This is a genomic window from Pseudomonas sp. 43mfcvi1.1, from assembly GCF_900115935.1.
In the GTDB taxonomy this organism is placed as follows: Bacteria; Pseudomonadota; Gammaproteobacteria; order Pseudomonadales; family Pseudomonadaceae; genus Aquipseudomonas; species Aquipseudomonas bijieensis.
On the sequence record NZ_UETT01000012.1, the window covers coordinates 190,472 to 216,797 of the forward strand.

Genomic DNA, 26,326 nt, shown 5'->3' on the forward strand with positions numbered 1-26,326 from the left:
TTGGGAGCCTGCTCGCTTGCGTCTTACTGTGTGGAGATCACTCATGACTTCGTCACGCGCAATTGATGTCGCCGCCCTGATCGAGGGGCGCAAACTGTCGAGTTTCAACTATCTGATTATCTGTGTGTCAGTGCTGATCACGTTCCTCGATGGCTTTGATTTGTTGATGCTATCCCATACCGCCGCCTATATGGCCGACGAAATCGGCCTGGACAAACTGCAACTGGGCAACATTTTTTCCATCGGGTTGTTCGGCATGATGCTGGGGGGATTCTTTTTCGGTTATCTCGGCGACCGGATCGGCCGCCGCCCAACCATCATTCTGTCCACCAGTGCCTTTGGTGTACTGACGCTGCTGTTCACCTTTGCCGACAGCTACGCCTCGCTGCTGGTGCTGCGTTTTCTCAACGGCTTTGCCCTGGGCGCCATGCTGCCGTTGTGTTGGGCACTGAACATCGAATTCGTGCCCAAGCGCTACCGTGCCAGCGTGATCACCATCATCATGGTCGGCTTCAGCCTGGGGGGCGCGGCAGCCGGTCCACTGACCGTATGGCTCGCACCTCAGTACGGCTGGGCCAGTGTGTTCGTACTGGGCGGCATCGCCACGCTGTTGTCCAGCGCCCTGTTGTTTTTCACCCTGCCGGAATCAGTGCGGTTTCTGGTGAGCAAGCAGAAGCAACCGAAAACCGTGGTGCGAATCCTCAGGCGTCTGGATCCCGACATCGATTGGCGTGCTGGGGACCGCTATTTTCTGGCCGATGAAATCGACATCGGCCGCCAACCATTTCGGGTCGGACAGCTGTTCATCGGCAAACTGAAATGGATCACGCCCATGATCTGGATCGGCTTTGGTGCAAGCTCCATGGCCATGTACTTCCTCGCCTCATGGAGCCCTCTGGTGTATCAGTATGCGGGCTTCGACCGGGCTACCGCGTCCTGGGTGAGTTCCTTCGCGTCCTTCAGCGGCGCCATGGCCGGGCTTGTGTTGATGCGAGTGGTCGACACCCGGGGGCCTTATGCGGTGATGATTTATCCCCTGCTTTCATTACCCTTCCTGCTGGTGCTGGGCATTGGCGACCCGCAGGGCAACGTCTTCATTGTACTGAGCATGGTCGGCGCCATTTTCGTCAAGGGCAGTCACTACGGCATCACCAGCATCGCCGGGATTTTCTACCCCAGTGCCATTCGCGGCAACGGCGCTGGCTGGGCGGCCTCCATGGGCAAGTTCGGGTCGATTTGCGGGCCGCTACTGGGTGCCTATGTGCTCAACAGCGGGATGCCCGTAGTGAAGAGCTTTGCGGTATTGGCCTTGTGCCCGGCGGTGCTTGGAGTATGTGCCTTTACCGTAGCGCGCATCGATAAGCACGCGACCCGCGCCGGGACGCTCAATGCTGATGAGGATGTCTGCGAGTTTTCGGGCACAAAAAAACCACTCATCTGAGTGGCTTTTTTGTAAATCCTGGAGAGGGAGACGAGACGAGCGATCCGGGCTTCCAACTTTTGGTCATGGACACCTCAAGGCTGCTACACGATATCGCCATCATCCTGAGCAGGCGGACGCGCGGGCGCTGAGGACGATGCTTGACCCTGCGTAACCGCGAGCGGCTGCATGGGCATGCTCTGACCATGAGCGGTTTGGCTTTGAGAGGTGGCCGCGGCGCGTTGCCTCAGGGCTCCAATGCTTTTGTCCCAGGCCGATTGGGAGGTGCTGCCAATGGCACCGGCAACGCTAATGACGCCATCCCCTGCCGCTTGAGCTGCACTTTTTGTGTGATGGGTCGCTGAAACAGCTGTCTCTTTGACAAATCTGGCACCGGTGAGCGATGTCTTGAGTGCAAGCTCACCGCCCTTGACCGCCACCCTGCCAGCGGCATCTGCGCCCCCTTCGACTGCTTTTGGTACATGGGCATCGACAGCAGCGATGGCTTTTTTCGGCACTGACCCACCTAGCGAGGCGCCAGCTGCCCATAGCCCGAAAGCCAGGGTACCCAATACGTTTTTTACACCCTCCGAGGCAGCGGTAGCCGCCATTTTTCCCAGCTCCTTAGACTTGGCCAAGTTAGCTGTGGCGGTTGTAGCCGCGCCCATTGCAGAAAAACCGCCAATCAGGAGGCCATTTCCTACAACACTGACCGGGTCCAGTATCTCTTTCAAGGCGTCGCCGCTGATGACCGCATTCAGAGCCGTAGCCGCGCCTTCACCAAGCCGCGCGGAAACCATCTTAACCAGGGCAGTGGCATCGAGATCCTTCAAAGTCTCGAAGTCATCCAGCCATTCGGTATCTTGATCAATAGGCTTATGAGGCTGCCCTTGCGGTACAGCATCCCGACGACCATAGAGCATTGCAGGGTCAGCTAAATGGTTAGTGCGATCGCGGCTTACATTGTAATGCTCAATTGCTATACCCACGATGATAGCCGTGACCGGTCGTAAAGCGGGTTGCAGGATTGCATCCAGGTTCTCTTTGCCAGCAGCCGTCATGGCAAGCGTTGATGCGTACATTGCCGTATTACGCACGGCAAACCCGGTGAGCCACTTATTGGCTTCGTCGAAGGCATTACGCAATGGCCCCTTGTCCAACGCCAGCAGCTTTTCCGCCACTGATGCTTGAAGCGCCGGGTGCAGTGTATCGCTCTCGGGTTTGAGGTAATAACCAGGCTTAAAGCCTGCAATCATCTTGTTACCGGCAGCATCCGCCATACCGGCATACAAGCATGACATGGCGTTCTCTATCGCCGCTTCGCGCACTGTATTGCCATGCTTGCCCGCGACCTGAAGGATGGACGGCTCGAAATTACCGGCCTCGGTAAGCGCCGCAAAGGGCGTCCCGCCCATTCCTGACTTTATCGACGCAAACAGTCTGTCGGCTCTGGCTGCGTTTTTTTCCGCCTTCTCCATGTCATGGACGTTATAGCCCCCCGCCTCTAACCGTTGAGCACGGTCATCGCGAATGGCGTTCAGCTCCGCGTTGCGGGCGCTTGAAGCAGAGGCAGCGGGTTGATCGGAGCCAGCCTCTGTTTCAAGGTGAGCCTCGAAATGGTTTTGAAGCCGCACGCTCATCGCTAACCCGATAGCGCCGAGGTCAGGCGAGTGAGAGGCCTGTTGCGTTGCTTCCTGCTGTATCTCATCAGGTACACGAGTCAGCTCGCGGCTTGCACGTACATTAGGCGTATCCATGGCGTTATCACTCTTAGTGATCGGCAGATAGAAGAATGCAAATGACCCCGCTATGAGCGGCGACATCCTTGCACCTGAGTGGCCGTGCCGGAAAAAGCGTTCCAAAGGATTTGATAAAAATGAACACTAAGCGGCTACTGGATAACACGCGCACTCGCCGTGCGTACCAAAATGACCTGCAAGACTTTTGAAATCTGTCGGCCCCCTGACTTGGCGCCCCCAAACGAGGAACAGGATCTTGCGGTTTTCCAATCTGGACCTCAGCCGTTTTATCCACTGATACAGACCGTCAACCCATCATGCCTTAGATCAGCGCCCCGCCTGACACTCATCCCAAACACCACGCATCAGTTCCTTCAGCATCAGCGCCTCGCCCCAGCGATCCGTTATATCGCGCCCATCACTCCCCGTGATCGCATAGGGTGGCGGCCCAAGCTCGCAGGTGAAGGACAGGCTCGCGGGTGTGTTCGGTCGCGCCAGCCAATCCTTGATTCCGTAACGCCACCAGCCCAGAAACCGGTCCAACCAAGGGCGATGCTGGGCGAAGGTCAAGGGCACCTGGACCTGTTCACTATTAGCGACCCGCCCGTGAAAACCCCAACTGTGTCGCAAGATGGTGTGAATCTGTTCGTCGTCTTCGGCAGTGGCCGACTCAGGCAGTTCGCGGCCCACAACGTAATGGGACAAGTCAGCCAACAATTTGAGGTCGGGCATCTGCGCGAGCAAGTCGAGGGTGAACAACAGGTCACTGGTGAGACGATAGCGGTGGGTTTCCAGCAGGATCGGAAAGTCCACCTGCTCGGCCAGACGCTGCCAGCCCTCGATCAGAGTGATCGCCTGAGCCAGCGTGCGCGGCCGGACGTCGGCTTGCAGCGTGAGGTGGTGGCAGCCGTAGCGGGAGGCAACCTCAAGCGCTTGCGCCAAGTCACTCACGGTGCGGGGAAACAGTTGACCTTCGATTTGCAGGCCTTGCGCCTTGGCAGCGGCATGCAGACGTTCGGCCTGTGGCGCAATCCAGAAGTGGTCGGTGATCCCATCGAAGCCAGCGGCGGCAATCTTCTCCACCTGCGCCTCAAGGGAAAGATCACATTGACCACGGTGATCTTGCATGGCCCACAGGGACTGAAATACCAGGAATTCACGCATGTCAGGGCCTTAGCAGATGTTTGAGCGACACATCGGCGTCGGCCAATGCGTCCACAGAGAGTGGGGTCAAGTTGGCAATCAGCCGTTCACACAACTTGATGTCCTTGGCAACGCTGTTGCCCTGCCCCCAACCGCAGGCGCCTTGCAAACGTTGCTCGGTATCCAGGTAGAACAGCAGCAGACCACCGTCCGCCAGGGTGCGAATGGCCGAAGGTGGTGTCGGTGAGATCACGCCCACCGTCTGCAAGCCCCAGTCGTACTGATCAGACCAGAAGCCGGGAACTCCCTCGAACGGCAACTCGCCGCCCAACAGATTCAATGCCGCGTGACGGCCCTGGGTCTCGGCATTGCGCCAGGTTTCCTGGCGTTGGAATAACGCGTCGGCGTGCAGGCGAAACTCGCACACATCGCCGGCGGCAAAGATGTCTGGCGCGCTGGTGCGCAACTGGGCATCGACTCGAATTCCCTGGTCCACCTCAAGCCCCGCCGCCGCGGCCAATTCGATGTTGGGTTGCATGCCGATACCGACCACCACCCAGTCACAGGGCAGCACCTGGCCGTCCACCAATTGCACCGCCTCAGCGCGTTCAATGCCTTGTACAAATTCGAGCGCTACGTTCAGCCGCACGTCCACGCCCTGTTGCCGATGCAACTCCAACAAGGCCTGGGATATGGCTTCAGGCAAGACTCGCCCGGCCAGTCGTGGCCCGGCCTCCAGCAACGTCACCTGACAGCCCAGGGTTCGAGCCGTTGCCGCGACTTCGAGGCCGATAAAGCCACCGCCGACAATCACCAGGCGCGTGCCGGGCCTCAATGCGCTGCGCAGGGCCAGGGCTTCGTCATGGGTGCGCAGGTAAAGCACGTTGGCCAGAGATTCAGGCACCTGGGGCAAGCGACGCGCTCTCCCTCCGGTCGCCAGCAGTAATCGGCTGTAGGACAGCCAACGTCCGTCGCTCAATTGCAGGCGGTGGTGCTGCGGATCCAGACTTTTTACCGGGTTGCCCGCCAGGTGTTCGATGTTCAGTTCAGTGAGCCGGCTCTCCTCCCACAGGCTGCAATCGTCCAGGTCCATCGTGCCCTGCAGCAAGCCCTTGGACAGCGGAGGACGCTCGTACGGCCGATGGCGTTCATCGCCGATCAGGATCAGCCGACCGGTATAACCCTGCTCGCGCAAGGTCAGCGCCGCGCGGCCACCGGCATGGCCGGCGCCGACGATAATCAGTGGAGCATTCATGGCGTGCACTCCTGGCGGTCAAGCCGAAATGGCGAGCAGAACCCGTCCCGCGTCGACCCGTACCGGATAGGTCTTGAGATTGACGCACACTGGCGCCCCCAAGGCTTTGCCGTTGCGATAGTCAAAGCGCCCGTTGTGCTTGGGGCACTCGATGACGTGGTCCATCACCAGGCCGTCAGCCAGGTGGATCGACTCGTGAGTACACAGGCCAGCAGTGGCGAAAAACTCGTTGTCAGCAGAGCGGTAGATGGCATAGGTATGCGGACCGTGGTCGAAACGAATGACGTCTTCTTCATTGATTTCGCCCACGGCGCATACATCGATCCATTGATCGTTCATGGCGTTTTCTCTTGTTCGGGATACAGCCGGAAGGTGTCAGCCCAGCGTGGCTTCAGCCTGTGGATGGGCGTCGGTGGCAGGCCTTGAACTACCGACGGGGCGTCGCACGAAATACGTCGGGTCCTTACGCTGCTTCAAGAGGGTCGGAATGATTTCCCTGAAGGCCTCGCCGATGTTGGCGTAAGGCGGCGGGCAATCGTGGCGGATCTCTTCATGGAGTTGCGCCAGGGCGTGGTACGGCACCATCGGGTACATGTGGTGCTCAAGGTGATAATTCATGTTCATGTACAGAAAGCGCAGCACCCGGTTCATATAGATGGTGCGGCAGTTGCTGCGGTGGTCCAGCACGTCTTCCGCCAGGCCCACATGTTGGGTGAGGCCAAACAGGTAGGACAACCAGCCGCCATACAGGATGGGCAGGCCGATATACATCAGCGGCAACCAGCTGTGCAGGTAAAGCGCCGCGCCAAAGACAACGGCGTAAATCACGAGCCAGATACGGGCCGCCAGGAACACCTTGGACCATTCGGACTCAGGAATGAACGTCTGTTCCTGGGCATCCATTTTGCCAACCGCGTGCCGGCACACGCCTCCCATCGTCTTCAGCAGCAACGGGATCTGGAACAGGCTCAGCAGCATCATGAACAAGCTCGGTGGACGCGGTTCGACGATTTCCGGATCGCGGCCGACGACGATGGTGTCGGTATGGTGCCGGGCATGGCTCCAGCGCCACACATGGGGCTCGAACATGCACATGAAGCTCGCCACCTGGTAGAGCGCATCATTCATCCAGCGGGTCTTGAAGGCGGTGCCGTGACCGGCTTCATGCCAGCGCGGGTTGGAGGCGGTGGCGTACAAAACCCCATACGCAAGGAAAAACGGCACACAAGCCCAAGTGCCCCAGAACCAGTAGCCGCCGAAGCCGGTGATCACCAGGGTCAGCAGCCAGATGGCGGTGTCGAGCAAGGCCGGGCCGTCGCGGCGCTGCATCAGTTGCTTCATGCGTTGACGGGAAATGGGCGACTGGTACCAACTGGCCGATACAAGACCTTTTTCGGCCGCGCGGGCGGCTTCAGGGCCGGTCAGGCGATAGTCCCGGGGAGAGGCTGTGTTGTCTTGAGGCATTGTTATTGTTCTCCGCAAGCGTGAGAGGTCAGGTGCTTTGCGTAAAAAAATATAGAGAGCGTGGAAGGTACCCTCAAGGTCTTGAATACATTCCCTATCAAGCTATCATCCAGTTCCTGCAGGGCTTGATAGTTTTCTATCAAGACGCTTTGAAGGCTCATCATGAATAACAATAAACGCCCCACCATCGCCACGGTCGCCCAACACGCGGGGTTAAGTGTCGCCACCGTCGACCGCGTGCTCAACGCTCGCGCCCCGGTTAATCCAGCCACTGCCGAACAGGTGCTTCAGGCCGCCGAAGCCGTGGGCTATTTTGCTGCGCGGCTGATCGGCCAGCGCATTCTCGAACGCCGCCCCACGTACCGTTTCGGCATCCTGCTGCTGGGCACCGCCCAGGCGTTCTACGCCAACCTGGCCCAAGCCATCACCGAGGCCGCGCAGCGCCAGGCCGGGGCCAACCTGACCTGCCAATTCGAATACGTTTTTGATCGCACCCCCAGCGCCATCATTGCCCAGATCGAACAGTTGGCGGTGCAGTGCGACGGCCTGGCGGTGGTCAGCTTCGCCCACCCGCAGATCAACGCCGCCCTTGCCCAGATTCGCGAGGCCGGCGTGCCCGTGGTGGCACTGCTGTCGGGCATTCATGAGGCGGCGGCCGAGCCCTATGTCGGCCAAGACAATCAGGTAGTCGGGCGCACGATGGGCTGGCTGCTGGCCCGCACCTGTGGCGCGCGCAAAGGCAGCATCGGCATTCTGCTCGGAGGTCATCGCTTTCTTGGCCACCAGGCGCGGGTCGAAGGCTTGCACAGTTACTTGGCCGAACACGCACCTGGGCTGCGCCCGCTGGAGCCGCTGATCAATCTGGACAACTGCGACATCACCGAAGAAGCAACCCTCGACCTGCTGGCTCGGCATGACGATTTGCGCGGGCTATGCGTGGTAGGTGGCGGTGGCGACGGGATCATCAACGCGTTGGCGCAACTGCCCAAGCGCCCGACGCTGTGCTGCATTTTGCAGGAGTCCACCGAGCTGTCACGCCAAGCCCTGGCCCAGGGCTTGGTCGACGTGGTGATCGACTCTCAACCGCGCCAGACTGCAACGGCGCTAGTGGATCTACTGGTGGAATTGCAGACAGCGGAGCAGTTCGATCCTGTGCGTCACCGGGTGCATGTTCCGCTGCAGATTGTGACATCGGAGAATTCTCAAAGCTGATGGGCTGGCGGCACAACCTTAATGGTTGCAGGCACGCTCATTGTGCTCAGGCAGGTCCAGCAACGTGTTGATACAGGAAAACCACCCCCGATGATCACGACCTCAGCCTCGATATCGCCTTCAAGGTCCCGATAGTGCAGGTCGTATTTACGGGTTTGGTTGGCATACGTGCACCTCTTCAGCATGTTATGCCCGAACACAAAATTTCCCAGATCAATACCAAGCACCACCCCGGCGCACTACGCACGAATCGATGCACAATCTGCATAAGCGGCGGAAATTGGTTCAGTCATCCACGAACCAATCCTCTTTAATCCCCTGAACCAACCCGACGAACCCTTGCTTATCGGCCCCCGCCGCCGCTGCTCCTGAGTAATAGCTAAGCACATAGCGCTAATCCCGAGGCGAACCAATTTCAATTGGCATCGCGCTTGCACTCACCCTTTTGCCTCGATCTCCTGCCCACAGTCAGCTCGGAGCCGTTTTTCATACTCTGGCGCGAGTACCACGATGCAAAGGTTCGACCCTGACACACCCATCGACAACACTTCGAAACTAGCGCTGGATGCCTTGCGGCAGATGGTTGCGCAACATGCTGCCTTCCCGCACCGGGCATTGCCGACCGAGCGGGATCTGGCCGCCGATTTTGGCCTCAGTCGCCGGGCCATCCGGCGGGCGCTAGCGGTGCTGGAAGCCGAAGGGCAGATCTGGCGGCGCCAGGGCAAAGGAACCTTCCTCGGCCCTACGCCACCGAGTGCGGCCATGAGCTTTGCCCGGTTGTCCGGGCGGACCAACTTCAGCGAGGTTATGGAAGCGCGCCTGCATCTGGAACCGGCACTGGCGTCCCTGGCGGCGGTTCGAGCCAACGGCGACCAGATAGCAATTTTGCGCCGCCTTGCCGAACGCACCAGACACCAACAGGCCGCCGAGCCTGCCGATGCCGAGGGCATTGAGCTGTGGGACAGCGCCCTGCATCGCGGGATCGCCGAGGCCGCAGGTAACCGCCTGATGCTGGATATCTTTGAAATGCTCGATGCGATCCGGCTCGACCCGGCCTGGCGTGACCTGCGTCAGCGGGCTCGCAACGCCGATCGCCTCGACACCTACAGCCACGACCACAACGACATTGTCGACGCTATCGAAAACCGTGATCCGATCAAGGCCGCCACGGCCATGCGTGGCCATTTGCGCGCGCTGCAACAAGCGCTGGACAACGTCATCAATCAAGATCTGGAGGCAAGTTCATGAGCACCACAACTCAGGCCACCGACACGGTATTGAGTGTCAGCAACTTGACCGTGTGCTTTGCAGGCGCACCCGCCAATGTCGTGGACGGCGTCTCGTTCTCGGTCCAGCGCGGCAAGACCCTGGCCATCGTCGGAGAGTCCGGATGTGGTAAAAGCGTTACGTCCATGGCGCTGATGGGCTTGCTACCCGACACCGCCAAGATCGCCGCCCGTACGTCCGCCCTGCTCGATGAAGCCTTGCTGGGCATGCCCGACGAGCGCTTGCTGGATGTGCGCGGCAACCGCATGGCGATGATTTTTCAAGAGCCCATGACCTCCTTGAACCCGGTCTTCACCATTGGCGAGCAGATCGCCGAAAGCGTGATCCGCCATCAGGGTCTGTCGGCCAGGGACGCCCGTCAGCGCGCCCTGCAAATGCTCGAAAAGGTCCGCGTGCCTGACGCCGCGCAACGCCTGGACGCCTACCCCCATGAACTGTCCGGCGGCATGCGGCAGCGGGCAATGATTGCCATGGCCCTGGCCAACGATCCGGCGCTGATCATTGCCGACGAACCCACCACTGCTCTGGACGTGACCATTCAGGCGCAGATCCTGTCGCTGATCGCCAATCTGCAGGCTGAAACCGGCACGGCCATGATCCTGATCACCCATGATCTGGGCGTGGTCGCCGAAGTCGCTGACGACGTGATGGTGATGTACGCCGGACGAGTGGTGGAAAGCGGCCCGGTAAAAACCCTGTTCGATGACCCTCAGCACCCGTACACCATCGGCCTGATGGGTTCGATGCCATCGATTGGCCCGCGTGAAGGTCGCCTGGCAACCATCAATGGTCGCGTCCCGACGCCTGCGCAAATGCCTACCGGTTGCCGATTCGCCGGGCGCTGCCCTTTTGCGATTCAGGCATGTCGCGAGGCGCGCCCGCCGCTACTTGAGCTTTCCCCCGGACATTTCGCCGCGTGCATTCGTGCGCCACTGGAACAGCATATGGGAGTCAGCGCGTGAGCCTTTCTGAACGCCAAATAGTTAAGCGTGCAAGCCCTGAAATCATTCTCGACGGCATCGGCCTAAGCAAACACTTCGGGGTGGAAAGCGGCTTGTTCCAGCGCAAGAAGCCGCCGGTGCAAGCGGTCAATCAGGTCAATCTGTCGGTGCGCAAAGGGGAAACCCTGGCGCTGGTGGGCGAGTCCGGCTCGGGTAAATCAACCCTCGGCCGTCTACTGCTCAACCTGCTCAAACCTACGGCGGGCGACATCATTTATGAAGGCCGCAACCTGGCCAATCTGACCCCGGAAAAGCTGCGCCAGGTGCGGCGTGATTTGCAGATCATCTTTCAGGATCCGTTTGCCTCGCTCAATCCGCGCATGACTGTGGAATCCATCGTCGGTGAACCTATCTGGCTGCACAGCGATGCCAGCCGCAGCGACCGCCAGGCCAAAGTCGCCGAGTTGCTGCGCACCGTGGGCCTGGCGCCCGAGCACGGCGGCCGCCACCCTCACGAGTTCTCCGGTGGCCAGCGTCAGCGCATCGGCATTGCGAGAGCCCTGGCGTCTGACCCGCGTTTGATTCTGGGTGACGAACCCGTGTCCGCGCTGGACGTTTCGGTACAGGCGCAAGTGGTCAACCTGCTGGAAGACCTCAAGCATCAATTCGGTCTGACCCTGGTGATTGTCGCCCACGGCCTGGCCGTGATCCGCCACATGAGCGACCGGGTAGCCGTGATGTACTTGGGGGAAATCGTCGAACTGGCGCCGGTCAACGGCCTGTTTGAAAACCCTCTGCACCCTTACACCCAGGCGCTTATGGCCGCCGTGCCGGTCAGCCACCCGGACCTGCGCCGGCCGCGCCCATTGCTGGGCGGCGACATGCCGAGCCCGAGCCGCCCGCCATCGGGTTGCCGCTTCCATACCCGCTGCCCGCACGCCCGGGCGCTGTGCAAAGAAGTGGTGCCAGTGATGGAAACCGTCGAGGCCGAGCGTCAGGTGGCGTGCCACTTCTGGCGTGAAATCGCCAATGCCGGTGCAGGCACCCTGATTTTGCCGACATCCAGCGCTGCCTACACCCAGCGCCTGAATCTGTTCAAGAACCATCAATCCCTTGCAGTGGAGAGCCAGCCATGAAAATTGCACGCGTCATGACAGGAACCTTGTTATTGCTGGCCGCCAACGCCGCCTTTGCCGAATCCACCCTGCGCATCGGCATTCAGGACGATCCTGATGGGCTCGACCCGCATCGTTCGCGTACCTATTCGGGCCGTCTGGTCTATACCGCACTGTGCGACAAGCTGGTGGATGTGAACCCGGACCTGACCTACGCCCCACAACTGGCCACTGCCTGGAACTGGAGCGAAGACGGCAAGACCCTGACCATGACTCTGCGCGAAGGCGTGACTTATCACGACGGCGAAGCGTTCGATGCTGCCTCGGTGAAGTTCAACCTGGACCGCGCTCGCACCCTGCCCGACTCCCTGCGCAAGAGCGAGCTGGCCTCGGTGGACAGTGTTGAAGTGATCGACGCCAAAACCGTTGCCATCAAACTCAAGCAAGCGGACGCCACCCTGGTCTCCCAACTCTCGGACCGCGCCGGAATGATGCTTGCGCCGAAGGCCGCCCAGGGTGAGTTCGCCTCCAAACCGGTGTGCTCCGGCCCTTACAAATTCGTCCAGCGCGTGCAGCAAGATCGCATTGTACTGGAGCGCTTCGACAACTATTGGAACAAGCAGGCTTATCACTTCGACAAGGTGATTTTCCTGCCGATTCCGGACACCTCGGTGCGTCTGGCCAACCTGCGTTCCGGCGACCTGGACATCATCGAACGGGTTGCCCCCACCGACGTGAAAACCGCCAAGGCGGACAGCAAGCTGGCGGTCTATAACACGCCTGGGCTTGGCTACATGCAGTTGATGTTCAACATTAACAACGGCGAAAAGGCTAACTCGCCGATGGGCAAAGACAAGCGCGTGCGCAAGGCATTCGAGCTGTCCATCGACCGTGATGCGATCAACCAGGTGGTGTTCGAAGGCCTGTATGCGCCGAGCGCCCAGCCATTTCCGAAAAACAGCCCGTACTACGACAAGGATCTGCCGATCCCGACCCGCGATGTGGAAAAGAGCAAGGCCTTGCTGGCCGAAGCAGGCGTGAAGCTGCCACTGGCAGTGGACCTGAAAGTCGCCAACAACCCTATCGCACAACAGGTCGGGCAGATCATTCAGGCCATGGCTGAAGAAGCGGGTTTCAAGGTCAATCTGATTGCCACTGAATACGCCACCATGCTTAGCGAACAGCAAAGCGGCAACTTCCAGATCGGCATGAGCGCCTGGTCGGGCCGTCCTGATCCGGATGGCGACATTCACCAGTTCGTGACCTGCAAGGGCGGCCAGAACGACGGCAAATACTGCAACGCCAAACTCGACGAGCTGTTGGACAAGGCCCGCACTGTCAACGATGTTGCCCAGCGCCAGGCCCTGTACAACGAAGCCCTGCGTTTGCTGGCTGACGAAGTGCCGACCGCGTATCTGTATTTCGATCCGCGAATCATGGCCATGCGTAACAACGTGACTGGTTTCGTGCCGAGCCCGGATGGCCTGATTCGTCTGAACAGCGTCGCGTTCAAGCCATGACTGTGAATGATCACCGCAAAAACGAGGGTCCGGCATGCTGATGTTTATCCTGCGACGCCTGCTCAGTGCGATCCCGACACTGATCCTGGTTTCGCTCTTCGTCTTCACCCTGCAGAAACTGTTGCCGGGTGACCCGGTGCTGGCCATGGCCGGTGAAGAGCGCGATCCGGCGGTGATGGAATACCTGCGCGACAAGTATCGGCTCAACGATCCGATCCCCGTGCAGTACCTGAGCTGGGTCGGCAATGTGCTGACCGGCGACTTCGGCACTTCGCTGCGCACCGAACAACCGGTGACCACGCTGTTGGCGTCCAAGTTGCCGGTAACCCTGGAGCTGGCAGTGCTGGCCTTGTTGATCGCACTGCTGATCGGCATCCCCACTGGAATTATCTCGGCCGTGCGCAAAGGCACCGTCGTGGATTACGGGGCCAATGTCATCGCGCTGTCGGGGATCTCGATTCCGCACTTCTGGCTGGGGATCCTGCTGATCATGGTCTTCGCCGTGAAACTGCAATGGCTGCCGGCCTCGGGTTTCGTGCCCGTGGGCGAGGACTTCGGGCAAAACCTGAAGACCTTGATCCTGCCGGCCTTCGTGCTCGGCGCAGGGTTGTCGGGGATTCTCATGCGCCATACCCGCAGCGCCATGCTTGAAGTGTTGCGCACCGACTACGTGCGCACCGCCCGGGCCAAGGGCCTGCGCCCGCGCACGGTGATCCTCAGGCATGCCCTGCGCAATGCATTGATGCCTATTGTGACCCTGACAACCCTGCTGTTTGGTGAACTGCTCGGCGGCGCAGTGCTGACCGAGCAAGTCTTCAGCATCCCTGGCTTCGGCAAGATGATTGTCGACGCCGTGTTCAACCGTGATTACGCCGTGGTGCAGGGCGTGGTGCTGTGCATCGCAATTGGCTTCCTGCTGCTGAACCTGCTCGCCGACGTGCTGTACCGGATGATTAATCCGCGTCTGAGGACTGCTTCATGACCGCTATTTCCAGCCTCCCTCACAGCGTGATCGCCCCCCGCAGCCGCTCACCGTTCGTGAAGAAATTCCTCGCCAACAAAGGCGCGGTACTCGGCGCGGCGGTGTTGCTGCTGTTTATCCTGGCGGCCTTGCTGGCGCCCTGGATTGCGCCCCATGACCCGCTGAAAGCCAACTTTCTCGCGGTCCGCAAGGCACCATCGCTGATCTACTGGATGGGCACTGACGAACTGGGTCGCGATCTGTTTTCCCGCCTGCTCTGGGGCGCACGCAGTTCGTTGCTGGCCGGTGGTGTTTCGGTGGTCATCGCCATGGCCATCGGCGTGCCTTTGGGCCTGTTGGGCGGTTATTTCGGCGGCAAACTCGAAGCGATGATTTCCCGTGTCATGGACGCGCTGTTGTCCTGCCCGTTTCTGGTATTGGCAATTGCGCTGGGCGCCTTCCTCGGCCCGAGCCTGACCAACGCAATGATCGCCATCGGCCTGTCAGCCATGCCGATCTTTGCCCGACTGACCCGTGGTCAGGTGCTGGCCATCAAACACGAAGATTACCTGGAAGGTGCTCGTGCCATTGGCTTGCCGGATCGCTGGATCATCCTGCGCTACGTGCTGCCCAACGTGATGTCGCCATTGGTTGTGCAAGCCACCTTGACCATCGCCTCGGCGATTCTGGCTGAAGCCAGTCTGTCGTTCCTCGGTCTGGGCCAGCAACCGCCCTCGCCTTCCTGGGGATCGATGCTCAACACCGCGAAAAACTTTATGGAGCAGGCACCCTGGATGTCGATTGCGCCTGGCGTGGCGATCTACATTACGGTCCTGTGTTTCAACCTGCTGGGGGATGGTTTGCGTGATGCGCTGGACCCCAAGGGCTAACTTTTCTGCCAAAGAGAAACGCTAATGTTTGATGATCTGGATTACAGCCAACCCTACGCTTCGGCACGCTCGCCAGTGATGGGCAGTAACATGGTCGCCTGCTCCCAGCCATTGGCCGCCCAGGCCGGGCTGGACATGCTGCGCAAGGGCGGCAACGCCGTCGACGCGGCCATCGCAGCCGCCATGGTCCTGACCGTGGTCGAGCCCACCGGTTGCGGGATCGGCAGCGACGCTTTCGCTATCGTCTGGGACGGCAGCAAGTTGCAGGGCCTGAATGCTTCCGGTCGCGCACCGCAAGCCTGGACCCCTGAGTTTTTCGCCGGGCAGAGCAAAATGCCCCAGCGCGGCTGGCCAGCGGTGACTGTGCCGGGGGCGGTTTCGGCCTGGGTCGAGCTGTCCGAGCGTTACGGAAAACTGCCTTTCGCCAGCCTGGCTGAACCGGCCATCGGCTATGCTCGGGATGGCTACCAAGTCACCCCGATCATAGCCCAGCTGTGGAAGCTCGGCGCTGAACGGCTCAAGGATCAGCCGGGTTTTGCCGAGTGCTTCCTGCCCGACGGGCAAGCACCACAGGCCGGGGAGAAAATCCGGCTCAAGGATCACGCCCGCACCCTGGAGCTGATCGCCCAAACCAAAGGCGAAGCGTTCTATCGCGGCGAACTGGCCCAAGCCATCATCGCCCATGCCAACGCCAATGGCAGCGTCATGAGCCTCGACGATCTGGCGACCCACACTGTGGACTGGATCGACACCCTGTCGGTGCCCTACGCCGGCGCCGTCGTTCATGAATTGCCACCTAATGGCCAGGGCATCGCTACCCTGTCCGGCCTGACTATGCTCGAAGCATTGGGCGTCGGCGAGCATCCAGTGGACAGCCTGGAAACCGTGCACCCAGTGTTGGAAGCCATGAAGCTGGCCCTTGCCGACCTGGACGAACACGTGGCGGATAACGACCACATGCGCGTGCCTTCCGAGCATCTGCTGGACAAAAACTACCTGATGGAGCGCGCCGGCCTCGTCACCGACAAGGCCGCCAATCCGGGGCATGGCTCGCCTAAACCGGGCGGCACCGTTTACCTGTCGGCGGCCGATGAAAGCGGCATGATGATCTCGTTCATCCAGTCCAATTACATGGGCTTCGGCTCAGGTGTTGTGGTGCCTGGCACCGGCATCAGCCTGCAAAACCGTGGCGCGGGCTTCTCCCTGGATCCGCAGCACGTCAACTACGTTGCACCGCGCAAACGTCCGTTCCACACCATAATCCCCGGCTTTGTGATGAACGCCGACGGCACGCCGTTGATGTCCTTCGGCCTGATGGGCGGCCCGATGCAGGCACAGGGTCACTTACAGATGATGATGCGCATCCTGCGCTACAAGCAGAACCCGCAAGCCGCCGCAGACGCACCGCGCTGGAGGCTCGAATCTGGCCTGAAAGTCGCAGTGGAACGTGCATTCGACCCACAGGTGGTCAAAGCCTTGCGTGCCAAAGGCCACGACATAGTTATCGAAGAACCTAACGGCGTATTCGCCTTTGGCGGCGCGCAGATTATCCAGCGCACCACTCATGGTTATGTGGGTGGCACTGATCCCCGGAAGGATGGTCTGGTGGCCGCGTACTGAAAGTACGAAGATCCTAGGCGCAACTGAGTTGCGCGTAGGATTATTCTCTGAAAACCGCTAATTCTCATCCCACCGCAAGCTATTGCCAACATGCTTTGCCGCCCAGGACTCAGAACTGTGGCGAGCTTGCATTGGGTCTGTATTTCACAGGCACAAAAAAAGCCACTCATCTGAGTGGCTTTTTTGTGAATCTTGGAGCGGGAAACGAGACTCGTATCTGGTGTCCGACTCGTTGAAATTTAAGGGGTTTCTTTTCTAGCCGGAGCAGGAAAAGACTTGATTCTGGACTTGTTTCTAGAGCACATCAAGCGGTCATGGTGCCAGTGTGAGGCATGCTTTCGCACCGCGGACCTGCCGCCGATGATCCGGGCTGCCCGCATCATCGACGATTGACTTTATTGTCCGTTTTTAACCCGACTCCAAACACGCGTGCGCAGCCGGTCGGTCTCCAGCGGCATCGCTTCCAGCACAAAGAGTTTCTTCATCACGCTTTCAGGCGGGTACACCATCGGGTCGTTGAGAATGGCCTTGTCGACCATGCCTTCAGCGGCAGCATTGCCGTTGGCATAGTGCACGTGGTTGCTGATGTCAGCCATGACGTTGGGGTCCAGCAGGTAATTCAGAAACGCGTAACCGGCAGCTTCATTCGGAGCATCGGCAGGCATGGCGACCATGTCGAACCACATGGGTGAGCCTTCCTTGGGGATGGCGTAGGCAATCTGTTGGCCATTGCCGGCCTCATTGGCTCTGGCGGCCGCCTGCATCACGTCGCCAGAGAACCCGACGACCAGACACACGTCTCCCGTTGCAAGATCGCTGGTGTACTTGGAGTTGTGGAAGTAATTCACATAGGGCCGCACTTTGAGTAGCAGCGCCTGGGCCTTCTCGTAGTCGGCCTTGTCCTTGCTGTGATGCCCAAGCCCCAGGTAGTTCAAGGCGATGGGAAGGATCTCGGGGCCGTTGTCGAGCATGGCTACGCCGCATCGGGCGAGTTTTTTCATGTTCTCCGGCTTGAAGATGATGTCCCATGAGTCTATCGGTACATCGCCCAGGACTGCCTTGACCTTGGCGACGTTGTAGCCGATGCCGGTGCTGCCCCACAGGTACGGGAAACCGTATCGGTTGCCCGGATCGTTGGCCTCCAGAACTTTCATCAGCGTCGGGTTGAGGTTCTGCCAGTTCGGCAGTTTGCTACGGTCCAGCGGTTTCAGCGCACCGGCCTTGATCTGCCGGGCCATGAAGTGGTTGGAGGGAAACACCACGTCATACCCGGAACGGCCGGCCATCAGTTTGGCGTCGAGGACCTCGTTGCTGTCGTACACGTCATACTGAGTCGGGTGCCCGGTATGGCTGGTAAAGTTTTGCAGGGTATCTGGGGCAATGTAACTGCTCCAGTTGTAGATCCTGACGGTGTCTGCCGCCTGAGCGGTGGACGCGATCAACAGTAGCGGAACGATCGATTTCAACATACGAGACCTCAACCTTTGTTCTAAGCGTTATGGATGAAGGCAGTTCAGAAAATCAGCACATAGCTTTTGCGAACGGTTTCTTGTATGTCCCAGACTCCCGTGGTGTTCGCAGGCAACATCAATGCGTCGCCGGCCTGGATATAAAGAGCCTCACCGCCATCCGGGGTGAAGGTGCAGCGTCCCTGGATGAAATGGCAGAACTCCTGTTGCACGATCTGGCGCCGCCAGCGGCCGGGGGTGCATTCCCACACGCCGGCTTCGACGCCGTCATCGCGTTCAACGCTTGTCGTGGCAACCTGTGAAACCGGCTCACCCAGCGGTACGCCGACAGCGCCCGATTCCCCGAGAGACAAGTGCGGGGTGTCGCGAAAATGATCGATCTTCATGGGAACGGCTCCTTGGACTTCATCAATCGTTCCATGCAACCCGCCAGACCCTCGGCCATCCGGCGACGCCAGCGCGGTACATGGAGGTTGGCCAATATCCGATCCTCGTGAACAAAGCTCTGGATAATGGCGTTGTAACCCAGCCAGCGCAGGGGCTCTGGCTCCCAGCGTGGCAACGAGGCCAGCGGACGGTCGGCCCACACCCAAGGCTGGCGGGTCAGTTCGTTGTCCTGACCAAGAATCAGCGCGGCCACGGTGCGACCACCCAGGTTGCTGGCGCCTACGCCTTCGCCGCCATAGCCACCGGCGAGTGCAATTTTCTGGCGGCGGTCGGCCAGCATGTGCGGGTGAAAGCGCCGCGCGACGCCCAAGTTGCCGCCCCAGGCATGAGTCAGGCGAACATCGCGCAACATCGGAAATAGCTCGCTGAACAGGTACTGGCGCAACTCACGTTCGGCCTGACTGAGGTTGAAGTCACTGCGCAGGCGACCTCCAAAGCGATAGCCTCCTCGGGCACCAAATACCAAGCGGTCATCGCGGCTGCGCTGACCGTAGGTGACCTGTCGGCTGTTTTCGCTGAAAGCCTGGCCACGGCTAAGTCCAATTTCGGCCCACACATCGGCCGGGAGCGGCTCAGTTGCAACGATCAGGCTCTGGGCGGCCAGTTGATATTTGTTTAACGGGGGCAAGGCACTGGCATATCCCTCGACTGCCGGCACCACCCAATCGGCGCTCACCCGACCGTGCTCGGTTCGAACTTGGCCTGCCGTCCAGTCGAGCACAGCGCTTTGCTCGAAAATCCGCACACCCATGCGTTCCACGACATCGGCTAGCCCCCGTACCAACCGGGCAGGTTGAAGGGTCGCGCAGTGAGGTGAATACAGGGCGCCGTACGCCTGGGCCACATTCAATTGTTCGCACAAGGCCTGAGCGCTCAACCAGCGATAATCGTCCTCACCCAGGCCTTGGGCATGGGCGGCAGCGAGTTGTTCGCGCAGGCGCCGTTCTTGCTCGGGATACCGCGCCGCGCAGTACAGCACGCCACCTTTACGCAGTTCGCAATCGATGCTTTCGACGTGGCACACCCGCGCCACTTCATCGGGGATTCCGTGCAGCAGTTGATATCCTGCATGACGTTGGGCGGCGGGCAAGGGCCCCAGGAGTCGGTCTTCGCCGAGCAGATTCCCCATCAACCAGCCGCCATTGCGGCCGGAGGCGCCGAAACCGGCAATCTGTGCTTCAACTATGACGATATCCAGGTGCGGTGCTTGCTGCTTGAGGTAATAGGCCGTCCAAAGGCCGCTGTAGCCGGCACCGATGATCACCACATCGGCTCGCAGATCCTGATGCAACGCCGGACGCGGTGTCAGCGCCTCGTCGACTTGCTCCATCCACAAACTCACACCACCCCAACCAGCCATTACCTGCTCCATCGTTTGATTGCCGACAGAGCTTAATGCGCAGCGAAGGGGCCTGTGTTATCTGCGGGTACGCGCGCAATTGGCCTTCAACCAGGCTTTTGGTGTGCAGCCGGTATGGCTGCGGAAAGCCTTGTAGAACGCCGAGGTGGAATTGAATCCGGCAGCCACTGCGAGGGCATCGATGGGTGCGTTTTCGTCGTAACTGGCGAGGCGTTCAAGGAGGTAGGCCAAGCGAGCCTGAGTCACGTAGCGATAGAAGCTTTGCCCGAGCACTTGATTCAATAGGTAAGACAACTGATTACGGCTGTACCCGGTGGCGCTGGCGATCCGAGCAAGATCCAGGTCAGGATCCAGGAATGGCTGTTGGCGGGTAAAGTAATCGGCCAAGTCTCGCGCCATGAAACTCAACTGGCGCGCCGAGAGCCCTAGCTTACTGATGGCGGGGGCGCGACGCCCGGCGTGGGGCTCGCCGTCGCGCACGAGTGACGCGTATTCGTTGACACGCAGGATCTGACCCTCACATACGGTGATTGCTTCGCTGGTGCGAAAAACCACCCGCTCGCCACTGCCCTTCAGAGCGGTCTGGTACTGGATGAATGCCGTGCAGCCGTCAGCGCGGATGCGGTCATTGTGCTCAAGATATTCATCGGGATGGCGCGGCAACGTGCCGGTGATGTAGGCGCGCAGCTCGGTCAGGCCCATGCTGCGGTTCTGGAAAAAATCGTTGTATTGCACTTGCGGGTGATAGAGCGCGAGTATCGCCTCCAGGTCGCGGTGCTTCCAGGCCATGTGATAGCGCAGCACCACCTCAAGGGTGAGTTTTGTCTGTTCGGCGGTATCTGACGGGACGAGAAGCATGGGTTGACGGGCCTTATGACTGGGCGGCACCAGTCTAGTCCTTGAGTGGTTGAGCGAACAAATTCAGGCACGCGCAGGTGCACATGATTGAGCGAGCGGGGCCTCTAGCTGCCTGTGGCTCTGCCATGCTTGCCACCCAGCACCAACGCAACGCCGCCCAGTACAGCAATGGATGCCAACACCATCCTTACGCTCAGGCTTTCCCCCAGAAAAACGATGCCCGCCAGCGAAGCCAGGATGGGCACGCTCAACTGCACCGTCGCGGCTTGAAACGCTGCCAGATGACGCACCGCGACGTACCAGACCGCGTAGCCGACGCCTGACGCTAGCGCGCCGGAAAGAACCGCATAAAGTATCCCCTGCGGATCCCAACGCAACGCTGAGAGAAACGGCACGCTTGCCATCAAGACCAGGGGAATCGAGCGCAGGAAATTGCCGGTTGTGGTTGCCAAGGGATCGGCGACAGTTTTGCCAAGCAGTGAGTAGATCCCCCATGCCACCCCCGATAACAGCATCGTGAGTGCGCTAACGCGGTCAGGTGCTGCGGCACCTGGAAGCAGCAGGCTAACCAAGCCAACAATCGCCAGCACAAACCCAACGACTGCCAACGTGTGCATCCGCTCGCCTTTGAACACGCCGTACAGAACCATGCTCAGTTGAACCGCGCCAAACAACAGCAGCGCCCCCGTCCCGGTCTCCAAATGACGGTACGCGAAAGAAAAAGCAAAGACGTAAACGAACAAGGCTGCGGCGCCCTTCCAACTGCCTTTGATCGTGCTGGAGGACCGTCTCAAGGCACATATCAGCCATAACACCAAGGCCCCGCTGGCCAGCCGGACCACGCTGAAACTCGCGGCATCGATGTTGGTGTGCTTAAGCGCCAGGCGGCACAGCAGCGAGTTCGCGGCAAAGGCGAGCATGGCGAAACAGATCATCGCGATCAATCTTGCCGAAGCTGACGAGCTGGACGCCTTCGTTACGGAGTTGCTTATTGTCATGGTCGATCCCAATGCCCAGGCAGGCTCTCAGAACACTCGACGCCACCGCGCCCTTGAAAATACGTTAAGCGCCTCTGTACCGATCGGTCAATACAACCATCTTCCTGCAACCATGGTATGAGCTTCTCCCGTCTGTATCCTTCAGCACGCACGCATGGGTATGATTGACGTTCAACCGGTTGGAATCGACCCATGGGAAAAAAGAACGCCGTCGTCGCTGCCGAACCTGCTGAAACAAGCACCAAGGAGCGAATACTGAAAATCGCCGCGCAGTTGTTTTCGACGCGCGGGTTTCACGCGACCGGCATGGCTGAGTTGGAAAAAGCCACTGGCCTGGCTCGAGGCGCGCTGTATTACCACATCGGTAGCAAGGAAGAATTGCTGTTCGAAATCACCAGCCGGTATCTGCGGGTGCTCATCGCAGAAGGCACGCCCCTGTGCGAGAGCGACCAGCCTGCAGAAGATAAATTTCGCCAATTCTCGGCCATCGTGATGCGCACGATTGTCACCCACCTGGCCGAAATGACGGTGTGTTTTCGAGAAGTGTATTCGGTCATTGGCGAGCGCCAGACTGAATTGCTCGACCTGCACCGGCAGTATGAAAAGCTCTGGTCGAATATCCTCAAGGCTGGCGTGAGCGAGGGGACCTTCCGCACATCTGACTCGTTAGCCGTGAAGGCTATTCTTGGTATCCACCACTACAGCTACTTGTGGATCAAGCCCGGTGGCCCGCGCTCTCCGGAATCCATCGCGACGTTCTTTTGCGACACCCTCCTGCCCGGACTGAAGGTTGAGCCGCGCCCGGCTTGACTGTCATCAGCGGCGCTTCAAGTGCGCCGCTTTCCTCGCTCCCCTCATTCACGTGCCATCACCGATGGTCGTCCTTGCGACTGGACCACGCGCGTTTTTCGTTCTAGGCTTACCTACAGACCGACCGATCGGTCTATAGACTCGCCGTTGGGTCCAGCCCGACAAAGGAATCAGAGGGAACAACAATGACAAAAAAATCCATGGTCCCCGCCAAGCAAGACATGCCTCAAACATCTTTGGCTCGCAGGGATTTCTTGATTAAAAGCGGGGCCGTTATCGGTACTGCTGCCTTTGCTCTGGGCGATAGCGACTTGGTCAGCGCAGAGACGACCAACGTCGCCCCTCTTGATCCGAACCTGCCCCTTGAAGTCCCGCAATGGACCCGTAGCCTTGGCGCTCCCACTGCAAGCCCTTATGGCAAACCTTCAACGTTCGAAACCAAAGCCGTCAGGAATCTATATCCCGGCCTGAAGGACACGATGTCCGCCTACAGCACCTCCCCACTTCAAGAGCTGGACGGCATCATTACACCGAACGGCCTGTTCTATGAGCGCCACCACGCAGGTGTCCCGCAAATCGATCCGGCGCAACACCGGCTGGTGATCCATGGCCTCACCGAAAACGCCTTGATCTTTACCGTGGACGAGATACGCCAGTTCCCCGCCGTGTCACGAGTGCACTTCATGGAGTGTTCGGGCAACCCATCGTTTCTACCTCCGTGGGGCAAAACCGCCGCCGAAGTCAGTGGCCTGGTCAGCTGTGCTGAGTGGACTGGCGTTACCTTGAAGACACTGCTGGATGAAACCGGGCTCAAACCGCAAGCCAAGTGGATCATTGCCGAAGGTGCGGACGGCGCGGCAATGACGCGCAGCATTCCCATCGAGAAATGCCTGGACGATGTGATGGTGGTCTACAGCCAGAACGGCGAGCGTCTAAGGCCGGAACAGGGCTACCCGCTGCGGCTGTTTGTCCCCGGCTACGAGGGCAACACCCACATCAAATGGCTGCGCCGACTTCATATCACCGATGCGCCCGCCTACAGCCGGGAAGAAACCGCCAAATACACCGACTTGATGGCGGACGGCAAAGCTCGGAAGTTTTCCTTCGTCATGGAGTGCAAATCGCTGGTGACCTACCCTTCCGGCACCCAGAAACTGACACGCAAGGGCCTGCATGAGATGCGTGGCATTGCCTGGAGCGGCCACGGAAAAATCACCCGTGTCGATGTCTCCGTCGACGGCGGCAATAACTGGACGCAAGCCAAATTACAAGAACCCATTCTGACCAAGGCGCTGACTGTCTTCAGGGCGCCTTTCGAATGGAACGGCCAGGAATTGATGATCATGAGCCGCGCCATCGACGAGACCGGCTATGTTCAGCCGATGCTGGAACAGTTGATTGATGAACGTGGCAAGGTCTCTTTCTACCACAACAATTCGGTGCAACCGTGGCGTGTTTCCAGCAATGGGGAGGTGACCAATGGACGGGCTTAAAGGTGGATCGTTTCTCATCGGTTTGCTGTGCGCCTGTGCGCTGACTCATGCCTCGGCACAATCCCAATACGGTTTGGGCACCAAGGCTACCGAAGCGCAGATCGCCAGTTGGAACATCGACGTGGCGCCCGACGGCAAGGCCTTGCCTCCAGGGCGCGCAACGGTGGCTGATGGGGAAAAGGTCTACATGAGCAGCTGCGTCAGTTGCCATGGCGTGAAGCTCGAAGGTGGCATCGGCCCCGCGTTGGCGGGGGGCGCAGGAACGCTGACGACTGACAAACCGCTCAAGACAGTCGGCAGCTATTGGCCCTATGCAACGACGCTTTTCGACTACATCCGCAGAGCCATGCCCTTCCAGGCGCCACAGTCATTGTCCAACGAACAAGTCTATGCGGTGACCGGCTACATCCTGCACATGAACAAGCTGCTGGACGCCAACGCGACCGTGGATGCATCGACCTTGGCGGATGTAAAGATGCCGAATCGAGACGGTTTTTATACCGACGACAGACCGGACAGCAAGGCGGTTGCCTGTATGTCGAACTGTTTAAAAGCTCACTGACGGATCAAAAAATGTAAAATCCGCTCGCCGATAAACCGTTCCTTCTCAACGAGCTTTGCTGATGAAGCTGGCCAGCCGCGAAAAATCGATGATTGCCTGGGTGCTGTACTTCAGCATCCTGTTCGGTTCGTTGCTGTGCGCGATGGGCCATGGACAAATGGCCGGCTTGCGATTGAGCGGTTTGGACGGCGGACTGTTTTGCTCTACTGACGGCGGGGCAATATTCGAGGGCCTGCAGGATGTGCCCGCCCCTTCGCTGCCCGTCGTCGCTGATTGCGTCATTGCGAGCCTGTTCGGTGCGATCCTGCTGGCGGCGTTTTTCGGGCTGCTCGCCCTGCTTGCCGGCGAGCCAGCCAAGCCCTTGCCCGCACAACCGACCCGTTGCCTACCCAGGCAGCGATGGCCCTTGATCAATCCTCGCGCCTCCCCCGCCTTGCTTCCCGCGCTCTGACATCTTCACCACCCGCCGCTGCATCAAGCGCGGCGGGGTGTGTGCTCATCGAATTAAGCCAGGAAGCTCTTCATGTTTCGCTTGACCACTTTAGCGCTGCTCGCGGGCAGCACCTGCGCGTGGGCGCAAGACACTGCCCTGAACTTACCCACCAGTTACATCAATGCCTCGGCCGACCAGCCGAAACCGGCCACCCGCCTGGACCTGGATACCCCCATCGAAAGCGGGTCGCGCCTGAATCTCAGTGCCCGGGAAAATCCCGCCTCTGTAAGCGTGGCCGATCGCAAGACGATGGAACGTATCGGCGCACGCAACTTTCAAGACGCGGCGAACGCTCTGCCTGGGGTTAACGCTTCTGCGCCGCCCGGCTGGGGCGGCTATGTATCGTACCGCGGCTTCAACGGCGCCCAGATCAGCCAGTTGTTCAACGGCATCAATCTGCAATACGGCGGCGCAGCACGTCCGGTCGGCGCCTGGATTTATGACCGGGTGGAATTGCTCGGCGGCCCGTCCTCGTTCCTCAACGGCAGCGGTGCCGTGGGTGGCAGCCTGAACGTGATCACCAAGCTTGCCAACCGCGAGGAAGATACCTTCGAAGGCCGGATGAGCTACGGTCGCTACGACACCTGGGAAACCGCGGTCGGCTTCAATAAAGCGCTCAACAGCGGCGATGGCCCGCGCCACTATGCGCGCCTCGACTACAGCCACACCAGCAGCAACGGCTACATAGATCGCCAGGAGAACGGTGCGGGCAACCTGGCCTTCTCGCTGCTCAGCGACATCAACGACCGACTCTCCCATACGCTGGCGATCGAGTACCTGGAGGAGAAGGAAGACAGTCCCTACTGGGGCACGCCGGTGCTGCAACCGCTGACCGGCAAGCTGCAGATCGACAAGCGCAACCGCTTCAACAACTACAACGTCGAGGACGGTCGCTACGAGCAGCGCACCCGCTGGATACGCTCGATCACGGACTACCAGCTGGACGACAATACCCAATTGCGCAATACCTTCTACCACTACGATGGCCAGCGCGATTACCGCAACCTTGAGGTCTACCGCTACAACAGCGACAACAGCGCCATCGCCCGCTCCGGCGGTTACCGCCAGCGGCACGACCAGGAGGTCAACGGTGACCGCATCGAGCTGACTCACCAGGCTCAACTGTTCGGCCTGGCTAGCGATTGGGCGCTGGGCGTGGATTACAACACCAACCAGCAAACCAACTACCCGTTGTCCAAAGGCGCCTTCGACACCATCGATCCAGATGGCTTCGAGCCGGGCCACTTCCTGGACATTCCGGGGATGGAT

General features: G+C 59.7%; 25 protein-coding genes. 15 read left to right on the plus strand and 10 right to left on the minus strand.

Annotated elements, in window-relative coordinates; translation table 11 throughout:
* Positions 1 to 43: 43 nt before the first annotated feature.
* Positions 44 to 1,441 (plus strand): MFS transporter, encoded by a 1,398-nt coding sequence (locus DTP52_RS22380; protein ID WP_109755286.1) that lies wholly within the window; start codon positions 44 to 46, stop codon positions 1,439 to 1,441.
* Positions 1,442 to 1,524: 83 nt separating this feature from the next.
* Here DTP52_RS22380 and DTP52_RS22385 read toward each other — a convergent pair whose 3' ends face one another.
* From DTP52_RS22385 to DTP52_RS22405, 5 genes are all read right to left on the minus strand, one after another.
* The gene (locus DTP52_RS22385) at positions 1,525 to 3,243 is read right to left on the minus strand and encodes a RopAA-2 (protein WP_233459533.1); all 1,719 of its coding nucleotides are present in this window, start codon (positions 3,241 to 3,243) and stop codon (positions 1,525 to 1,527) included.
* 243 nt (positions 3,244 to 3,486) lie between these two features.
* The gene (locus DTP52_RS22390; RefSeq protein ID WP_053178882.1) at positions 3,487 to 4,323 is read right to left on the minus strand and encodes a sugar phosphate isomerase/epimerase; all 837 of its coding nucleotides are present in this window, start codon (positions 4,321 to 4,323) and stop codon (positions 3,487 to 3,489) included.
* A gap of 1 nt (position 4,324) precedes the next feature.
* Positions 4,325 to 5,566 (minus strand): NAD(P)/FAD-dependent oxidoreductase, encoded by a 1,242-nt coding sequence (locus DTP52_RS22395; RefSeq protein WP_109755287.1) that lies wholly within the window; start codon positions 5,564 to 5,566, stop codon positions 4,325 to 4,327.
* A gap of 9 nt (positions 5,567 to 5,575) precedes the next feature.
* On the minus strand, positions 5,576 to 5,896 hold the full coding sequence (locus DTP52_RS22400) for a MocE family 2Fe-2S type ferredoxin (RefSeq protein WP_109755288.1): 321 nt from the start codon (positions 5,894 to 5,896) through the stop codon (positions 5,576 to 5,578).
* Between the two features lie 36 nt (positions 5,897 to 5,932).
* The gene (locus DTP52_RS22405; RefSeq protein WP_109755289.1) at positions 5,933 to 7,021 is read right to left on the minus strand and encodes a fatty acid desaturase family protein; all 1,089 of its coding nucleotides are present in this window, start codon (positions 7,019 to 7,021) and stop codon (positions 5,933 to 5,935) included.
* Positions 7,022 to 7,183: 162 nt separating this feature from the next.
* Between DTP52_RS22405 and DTP52_RS22410 the strand changes: the two genes are divergently transcribed.
* From DTP52_RS22410 to DTP52_RS22450, 8 genes are all read left to right on the plus strand, one after another.
* On the plus strand, positions 7,184 to 8,233 hold the full coding sequence (locus DTP52_RS22410) for a LacI family DNA-binding transcriptional regulator (RefSeq protein WP_109755290.1): 1,050 nt from the start codon (positions 7,184 to 7,186) through the stop codon (positions 8,231 to 8,233).
* A 510-nt stretch (positions 8,234 to 8,743) separates the two neighbouring features.
* A complete protein-coding gene (locus DTP52_RS22420; protein ID WP_109755292.1) occupies positions 8,744 to 9,481 on the plus strand; it encodes a FadR/GntR family transcriptional regulator in 738 nt (245 codons plus the stop codon).
* Positions 9,478 to 10,482, plus strand: coding sequence for an ABC transporter ATP-binding protein (locus DTP52_RS22425; RefSeq protein ID WP_109755293.1), 1,005 nt, complete (start codon positions 9,478 to 9,480; stop codon positions 10,480 to 10,482). The genes DTP52_RS22420 and DTP52_RS22425 overlap by 4 nt, the downstream gene beginning before the upstream one ends.
* Positions 10,479 to 11,597 carry an ABC transporter ATP-binding protein gene (locus DTP52_RS22430; protein WP_109755294.1) on the plus strand — a complete coding sequence of 373 codons (1,119 nt, stop codon included), beginning with the start codon at positions 10,479 to 10,481 and terminating at the stop codon, positions 11,595 to 11,597. The genes DTP52_RS22425 and DTP52_RS22430 overlap by 4 nt, the downstream gene beginning before the upstream one ends.
* Positions 11,594 to 13,096, plus strand: a complete 1,503-nt coding sequence (locus DTP52_RS22435) for an ABC transporter substrate-binding protein (protein WP_109755295.1) — start codon at positions 11,594 to 11,596, stop codon at positions 13,094 to 13,096. The genes DTP52_RS22430 and DTP52_RS22435 overlap by 4 nt, the downstream gene beginning before the upstream one ends.
* Before the next feature lie 34 nt (positions 13,097 to 13,130).
* Positions 13,131 to 14,078, plus strand: coding sequence for an ABC transporter permease (locus DTP52_RS22440; RefSeq protein WP_109755296.1), 948 nt, complete (start codon positions 13,131 to 13,133; stop codon positions 14,076 to 14,078).
* Complete coding sequence (locus tag DTP52_RS22445) at positions 14,075 to 14,947, plus strand: ABC transporter permease (protein ID WP_076384070.1); 873 nt, start codon at positions 14,075 to 14,077, stop codon at positions 14,945 to 14,947. Before DTP52_RS22440 ends, DTP52_RS22445 begins: the two co-directional genes overlap by 4 nt.
* 24 nt (positions 14,948 to 14,971) lie before the next feature.
* Positions 14,972 to 16,567 (plus strand): gamma-glutamyltransferase family protein, encoded by a 1,596-nt coding sequence (locus DTP52_RS22450; protein WP_109755297.1) that lies wholly within the window; start codon positions 14,972 to 14,974, stop codon positions 16,565 to 16,567.
* A 395-nt stretch (positions 16,568 to 16,962) separates the two neighbouring features.
* Here DTP52_RS22450 and DTP52_RS22455 read toward each other — a convergent pair whose 3' ends face one another.
* The 5 genes from DTP52_RS22455 to DTP52_RS22475 form a co-directional block, all read right to left on the minus strand.
* Complete coding sequence (locus tag DTP52_RS22455) at positions 16,963 to 18,036, minus strand: polyamine ABC transporter substrate-binding protein (protein WP_109755298.1); 1,074 nt, start codon at positions 18,034 to 18,036, stop codon at positions 16,963 to 16,965.
* Between the two features lie 44 nt (positions 18,037 to 18,080).
* Entirely contained in the window at positions 18,081 to 18,422 is a 342-nt protein-coding gene (locus DTP52_RS22460; RefSeq protein ID WP_027912458.1) for a cupin domain-containing protein, read from the minus strand.
* On the minus strand, positions 18,419 to 19,843 hold the full coding sequence (locus DTP52_RS22465) for an FAD-binding oxidoreductase (protein ID WP_027912459.1): 1,425 nt from the start codon (positions 19,841 to 19,843) through the stop codon (positions 18,419 to 18,421). The genes DTP52_RS22460 and DTP52_RS22465 overlap by 4 nt, the downstream gene beginning before the upstream one ends.
* A gap of 57 nt (positions 19,844 to 19,900) precedes the next feature.
* Entirely contained in the window at positions 19,901 to 20,701 is an 801-nt protein-coding gene (locus tag DTP52_RS22470; protein WP_030141819.1) for an AraC family transcriptional regulator, read from the minus strand.
* 104 nt (positions 20,702 to 20,805) lie between these two features.
* Positions 20,806 to 21,621: a DMT family transporter gene (locus DTP52_RS22475; RefSeq protein ID WP_256594272.1), complete on the minus strand. Its 816-nt coding sequence runs from the start codon at positions 21,619 to 21,621 to the stop codon at positions 20,806 to 20,808.
* Between DTP52_RS22475 and DTP52_RS31225 the strand changes: the two genes are divergently transcribed.
* The 6 genes from DTP52_RS31225 to DTP52_RS22500 form a co-directional block, all read left to right on the plus strand.
* Positions 21,620 to 21,820, plus strand: a complete 201-nt coding sequence (locus DTP52_RS31225) for a hypothetical protein (protein WP_162492173.1) — start codon at positions 21,620 to 21,622, stop codon at positions 21,818 to 21,820. The genes DTP52_RS22475 and DTP52_RS31225 overlap by 2 nt on opposite strands.
* Positions 21,821 to 21,891: 71 nt before the next feature.
* Positions 21,892 to 22,509, plus strand: a complete 618-nt coding sequence (locus tag DTP52_RS22480; RefSeq protein WP_025214418.1) for a TetR/AcrR family transcriptional regulator — start codon at positions 21,892 to 21,894, stop codon at positions 22,507 to 22,509.
* A 185-nt stretch (positions 22,510 to 22,694) separates the two neighbouring features.
* A complete protein-coding gene (soxC, locus tag DTP52_RS22485) occupies positions 22,695 to 24,002 on the plus strand; it encodes a sulfite dehydrogenase (protein ID WP_256594273.1) in 1,308 nt (435 codons plus the stop codon).
* Positions 23,989 to 24,564, plus strand: coding sequence for a c-type cytochrome (locus DTP52_RS22490; protein ID WP_052239506.1), 576 nt, complete (start codon positions 23,989 to 23,991; stop codon positions 24,562 to 24,564). Before soxC ends, DTP52_RS22490 begins: the two co-directional genes overlap by 14 nt.
* Positions 24,565 to 24,625: 61 nt before the next feature.
* Positions 24,626 to 25,015: a DUF2946 family protein gene (locus DTP52_RS22495; protein WP_041020387.1), complete on the plus strand. Its 390-nt coding sequence runs from the start codon at positions 24,626 to 24,628 to the stop codon at positions 25,013 to 25,015.
* 72 nt (positions 25,016 to 25,087) lie between these two features.
* Positions 25,088 to 26,326 (plus strand): TonB-dependent siderophore receptor (locus DTP52_RS22500; protein WP_158285174.1); only part of this gene is annotated, 1,239 nt, incomplete at its 3' end.

Coding starts and splice junctions, on each gene's coding strand:
- DTP52_RS22380 (WP_109755286.1), top strand. CDS start 44: ATGACTTCGTCACGCGCAATTGATGTCGCCGCCCTGATCGAGGGGCGC.
- DTP52_RS22385 (WP_233459533.1), bottom strand. CDS start 3,243: ATGTCGCCGCTCATAGCGGGGTCATTTGCATTCTTCTATCTGCCGATC.
- DTP52_RS22390 (WP_053178882.1), bottom strand. CDS start 4,323: ATGCGTGAATTCCTGGTATTTCAGTCCCTGTGGGCCATGCAAGATCAC.
- DTP52_RS22400 (WP_109755288.1), bottom strand. CDS start 5,896: ATGAACGATCAATGGATCGATGTATGCGCCGTGGGCGAAATCAATGAA.
- DTP52_RS22405 (WP_109755289.1), bottom strand. CDS start 7,021: ATGCCTCAAGACAACACAGCCTCTCCCCGGGACTATCGCCTGACCGGC.
- DTP52_RS22410 (WP_109755290.1), top strand. CDS start 7,184: ATGAATAACAATAAACGCCCCACCATCGCCACGGTCGCCCAACACGCG.
- DTP52_RS22420 (WP_109755292.1), top strand. CDS start 8,744: ATGCAAAGGTTCGACCCTGACACACCCATCGACAACACTTCGAAACTA.
- DTP52_RS22425 (WP_109755293.1), top strand. CDS start 9,478: ATGAGCACCACAACTCAGGCCACCGACACGGTATTGAGTGTCAGCAAC.
- DTP52_RS22435 (WP_109755295.1), top strand. CDS start 11,594: ATGAAAATTGCACGCGTCATGACAGGAACCTTGTTATTGCTGGCCGCC.
- DTP52_RS22440 (WP_109755296.1), top strand. CDS start 13,131: ATGCTGATGTTTATCCTGCGACGCCTGCTCAGTGCGATCCCGACACTG.
- DTP52_RS22445 (WP_076384070.1), top strand. CDS start 14,075: ATGACCGCTATTTCCAGCCTCCCTCACAGCGTGATCGCCCCCCGCAGC.
- DTP52_RS22450 (WP_109755297.1), top strand. CDS start 14,972: ATGTTTGATGATCTGGATTACAGCCAACCCTACGCTTCGGCACGCTCG.
- DTP52_RS22455 (WP_109755298.1), bottom strand. CDS start 18,036: ATGTTGAAATCGATCGTTCCGCTACTGTTGATCGCGTCCACCGCTCAG.
- DTP52_RS22460 (WP_027912458.1), bottom strand. CDS start 18,422: ATGAAGATCGATCATTTTCGCGACACCCCGCACTTGTCTCTCGGGGAA.
- DTP52_RS22465 (WP_027912459.1), bottom strand. CDS start 19,843: ATGGCTGGTTGGGGTGGTGTGAGTTTGTGGATGGAGCAAGTCGACGAG.
- DTP52_RS22470 (WP_030141819.1), bottom strand. CDS start 20,701: ATGCTTCTCGTCCCGTCAGATACCGCCGAACAGACAAAACTCACCCTT.
- DTP52_RS31225 (WP_162492173.1), top strand. CDS start 21,620: ATGGCGAAACAGATCATCGCGATCAATCTTGCCGAAGCTGACGAGCTG.
- DTP52_RS22475 (WP_256594272.1), bottom strand. CDS start 21,621: ATGCTCGCCTTTGCCGCGAACTCGCTGCTGTGCCGCCTGGCGCTTAAG.
- DTP52_RS22480 (WP_025214418.1), top strand. CDS start 21,892: ATGGGAAAAAAGAACGCCGTCGTCGCTGCCGAACCTGCTGAAACAAGC.
- soxC (WP_256594273.1), top strand. CDS start 22,695: ATGACAAAAAAATCCATGGTCCCCGCCAAGCAAGACATGCCTCAAACA.
- DTP52_RS22490 (WP_052239506.1), top strand. CDS start 23,989: ATGGACGGGCTTAAAGGTGGATCGTTTCTCATCGGTTTGCTGTGCGCC.
- DTP52_RS22495 (WP_041020387.1), top strand. CDS start 24,626: ATGAAGCTGGCCAGCCGCGAAAAATCGATGATTGCCTGGGTGCTGTAC.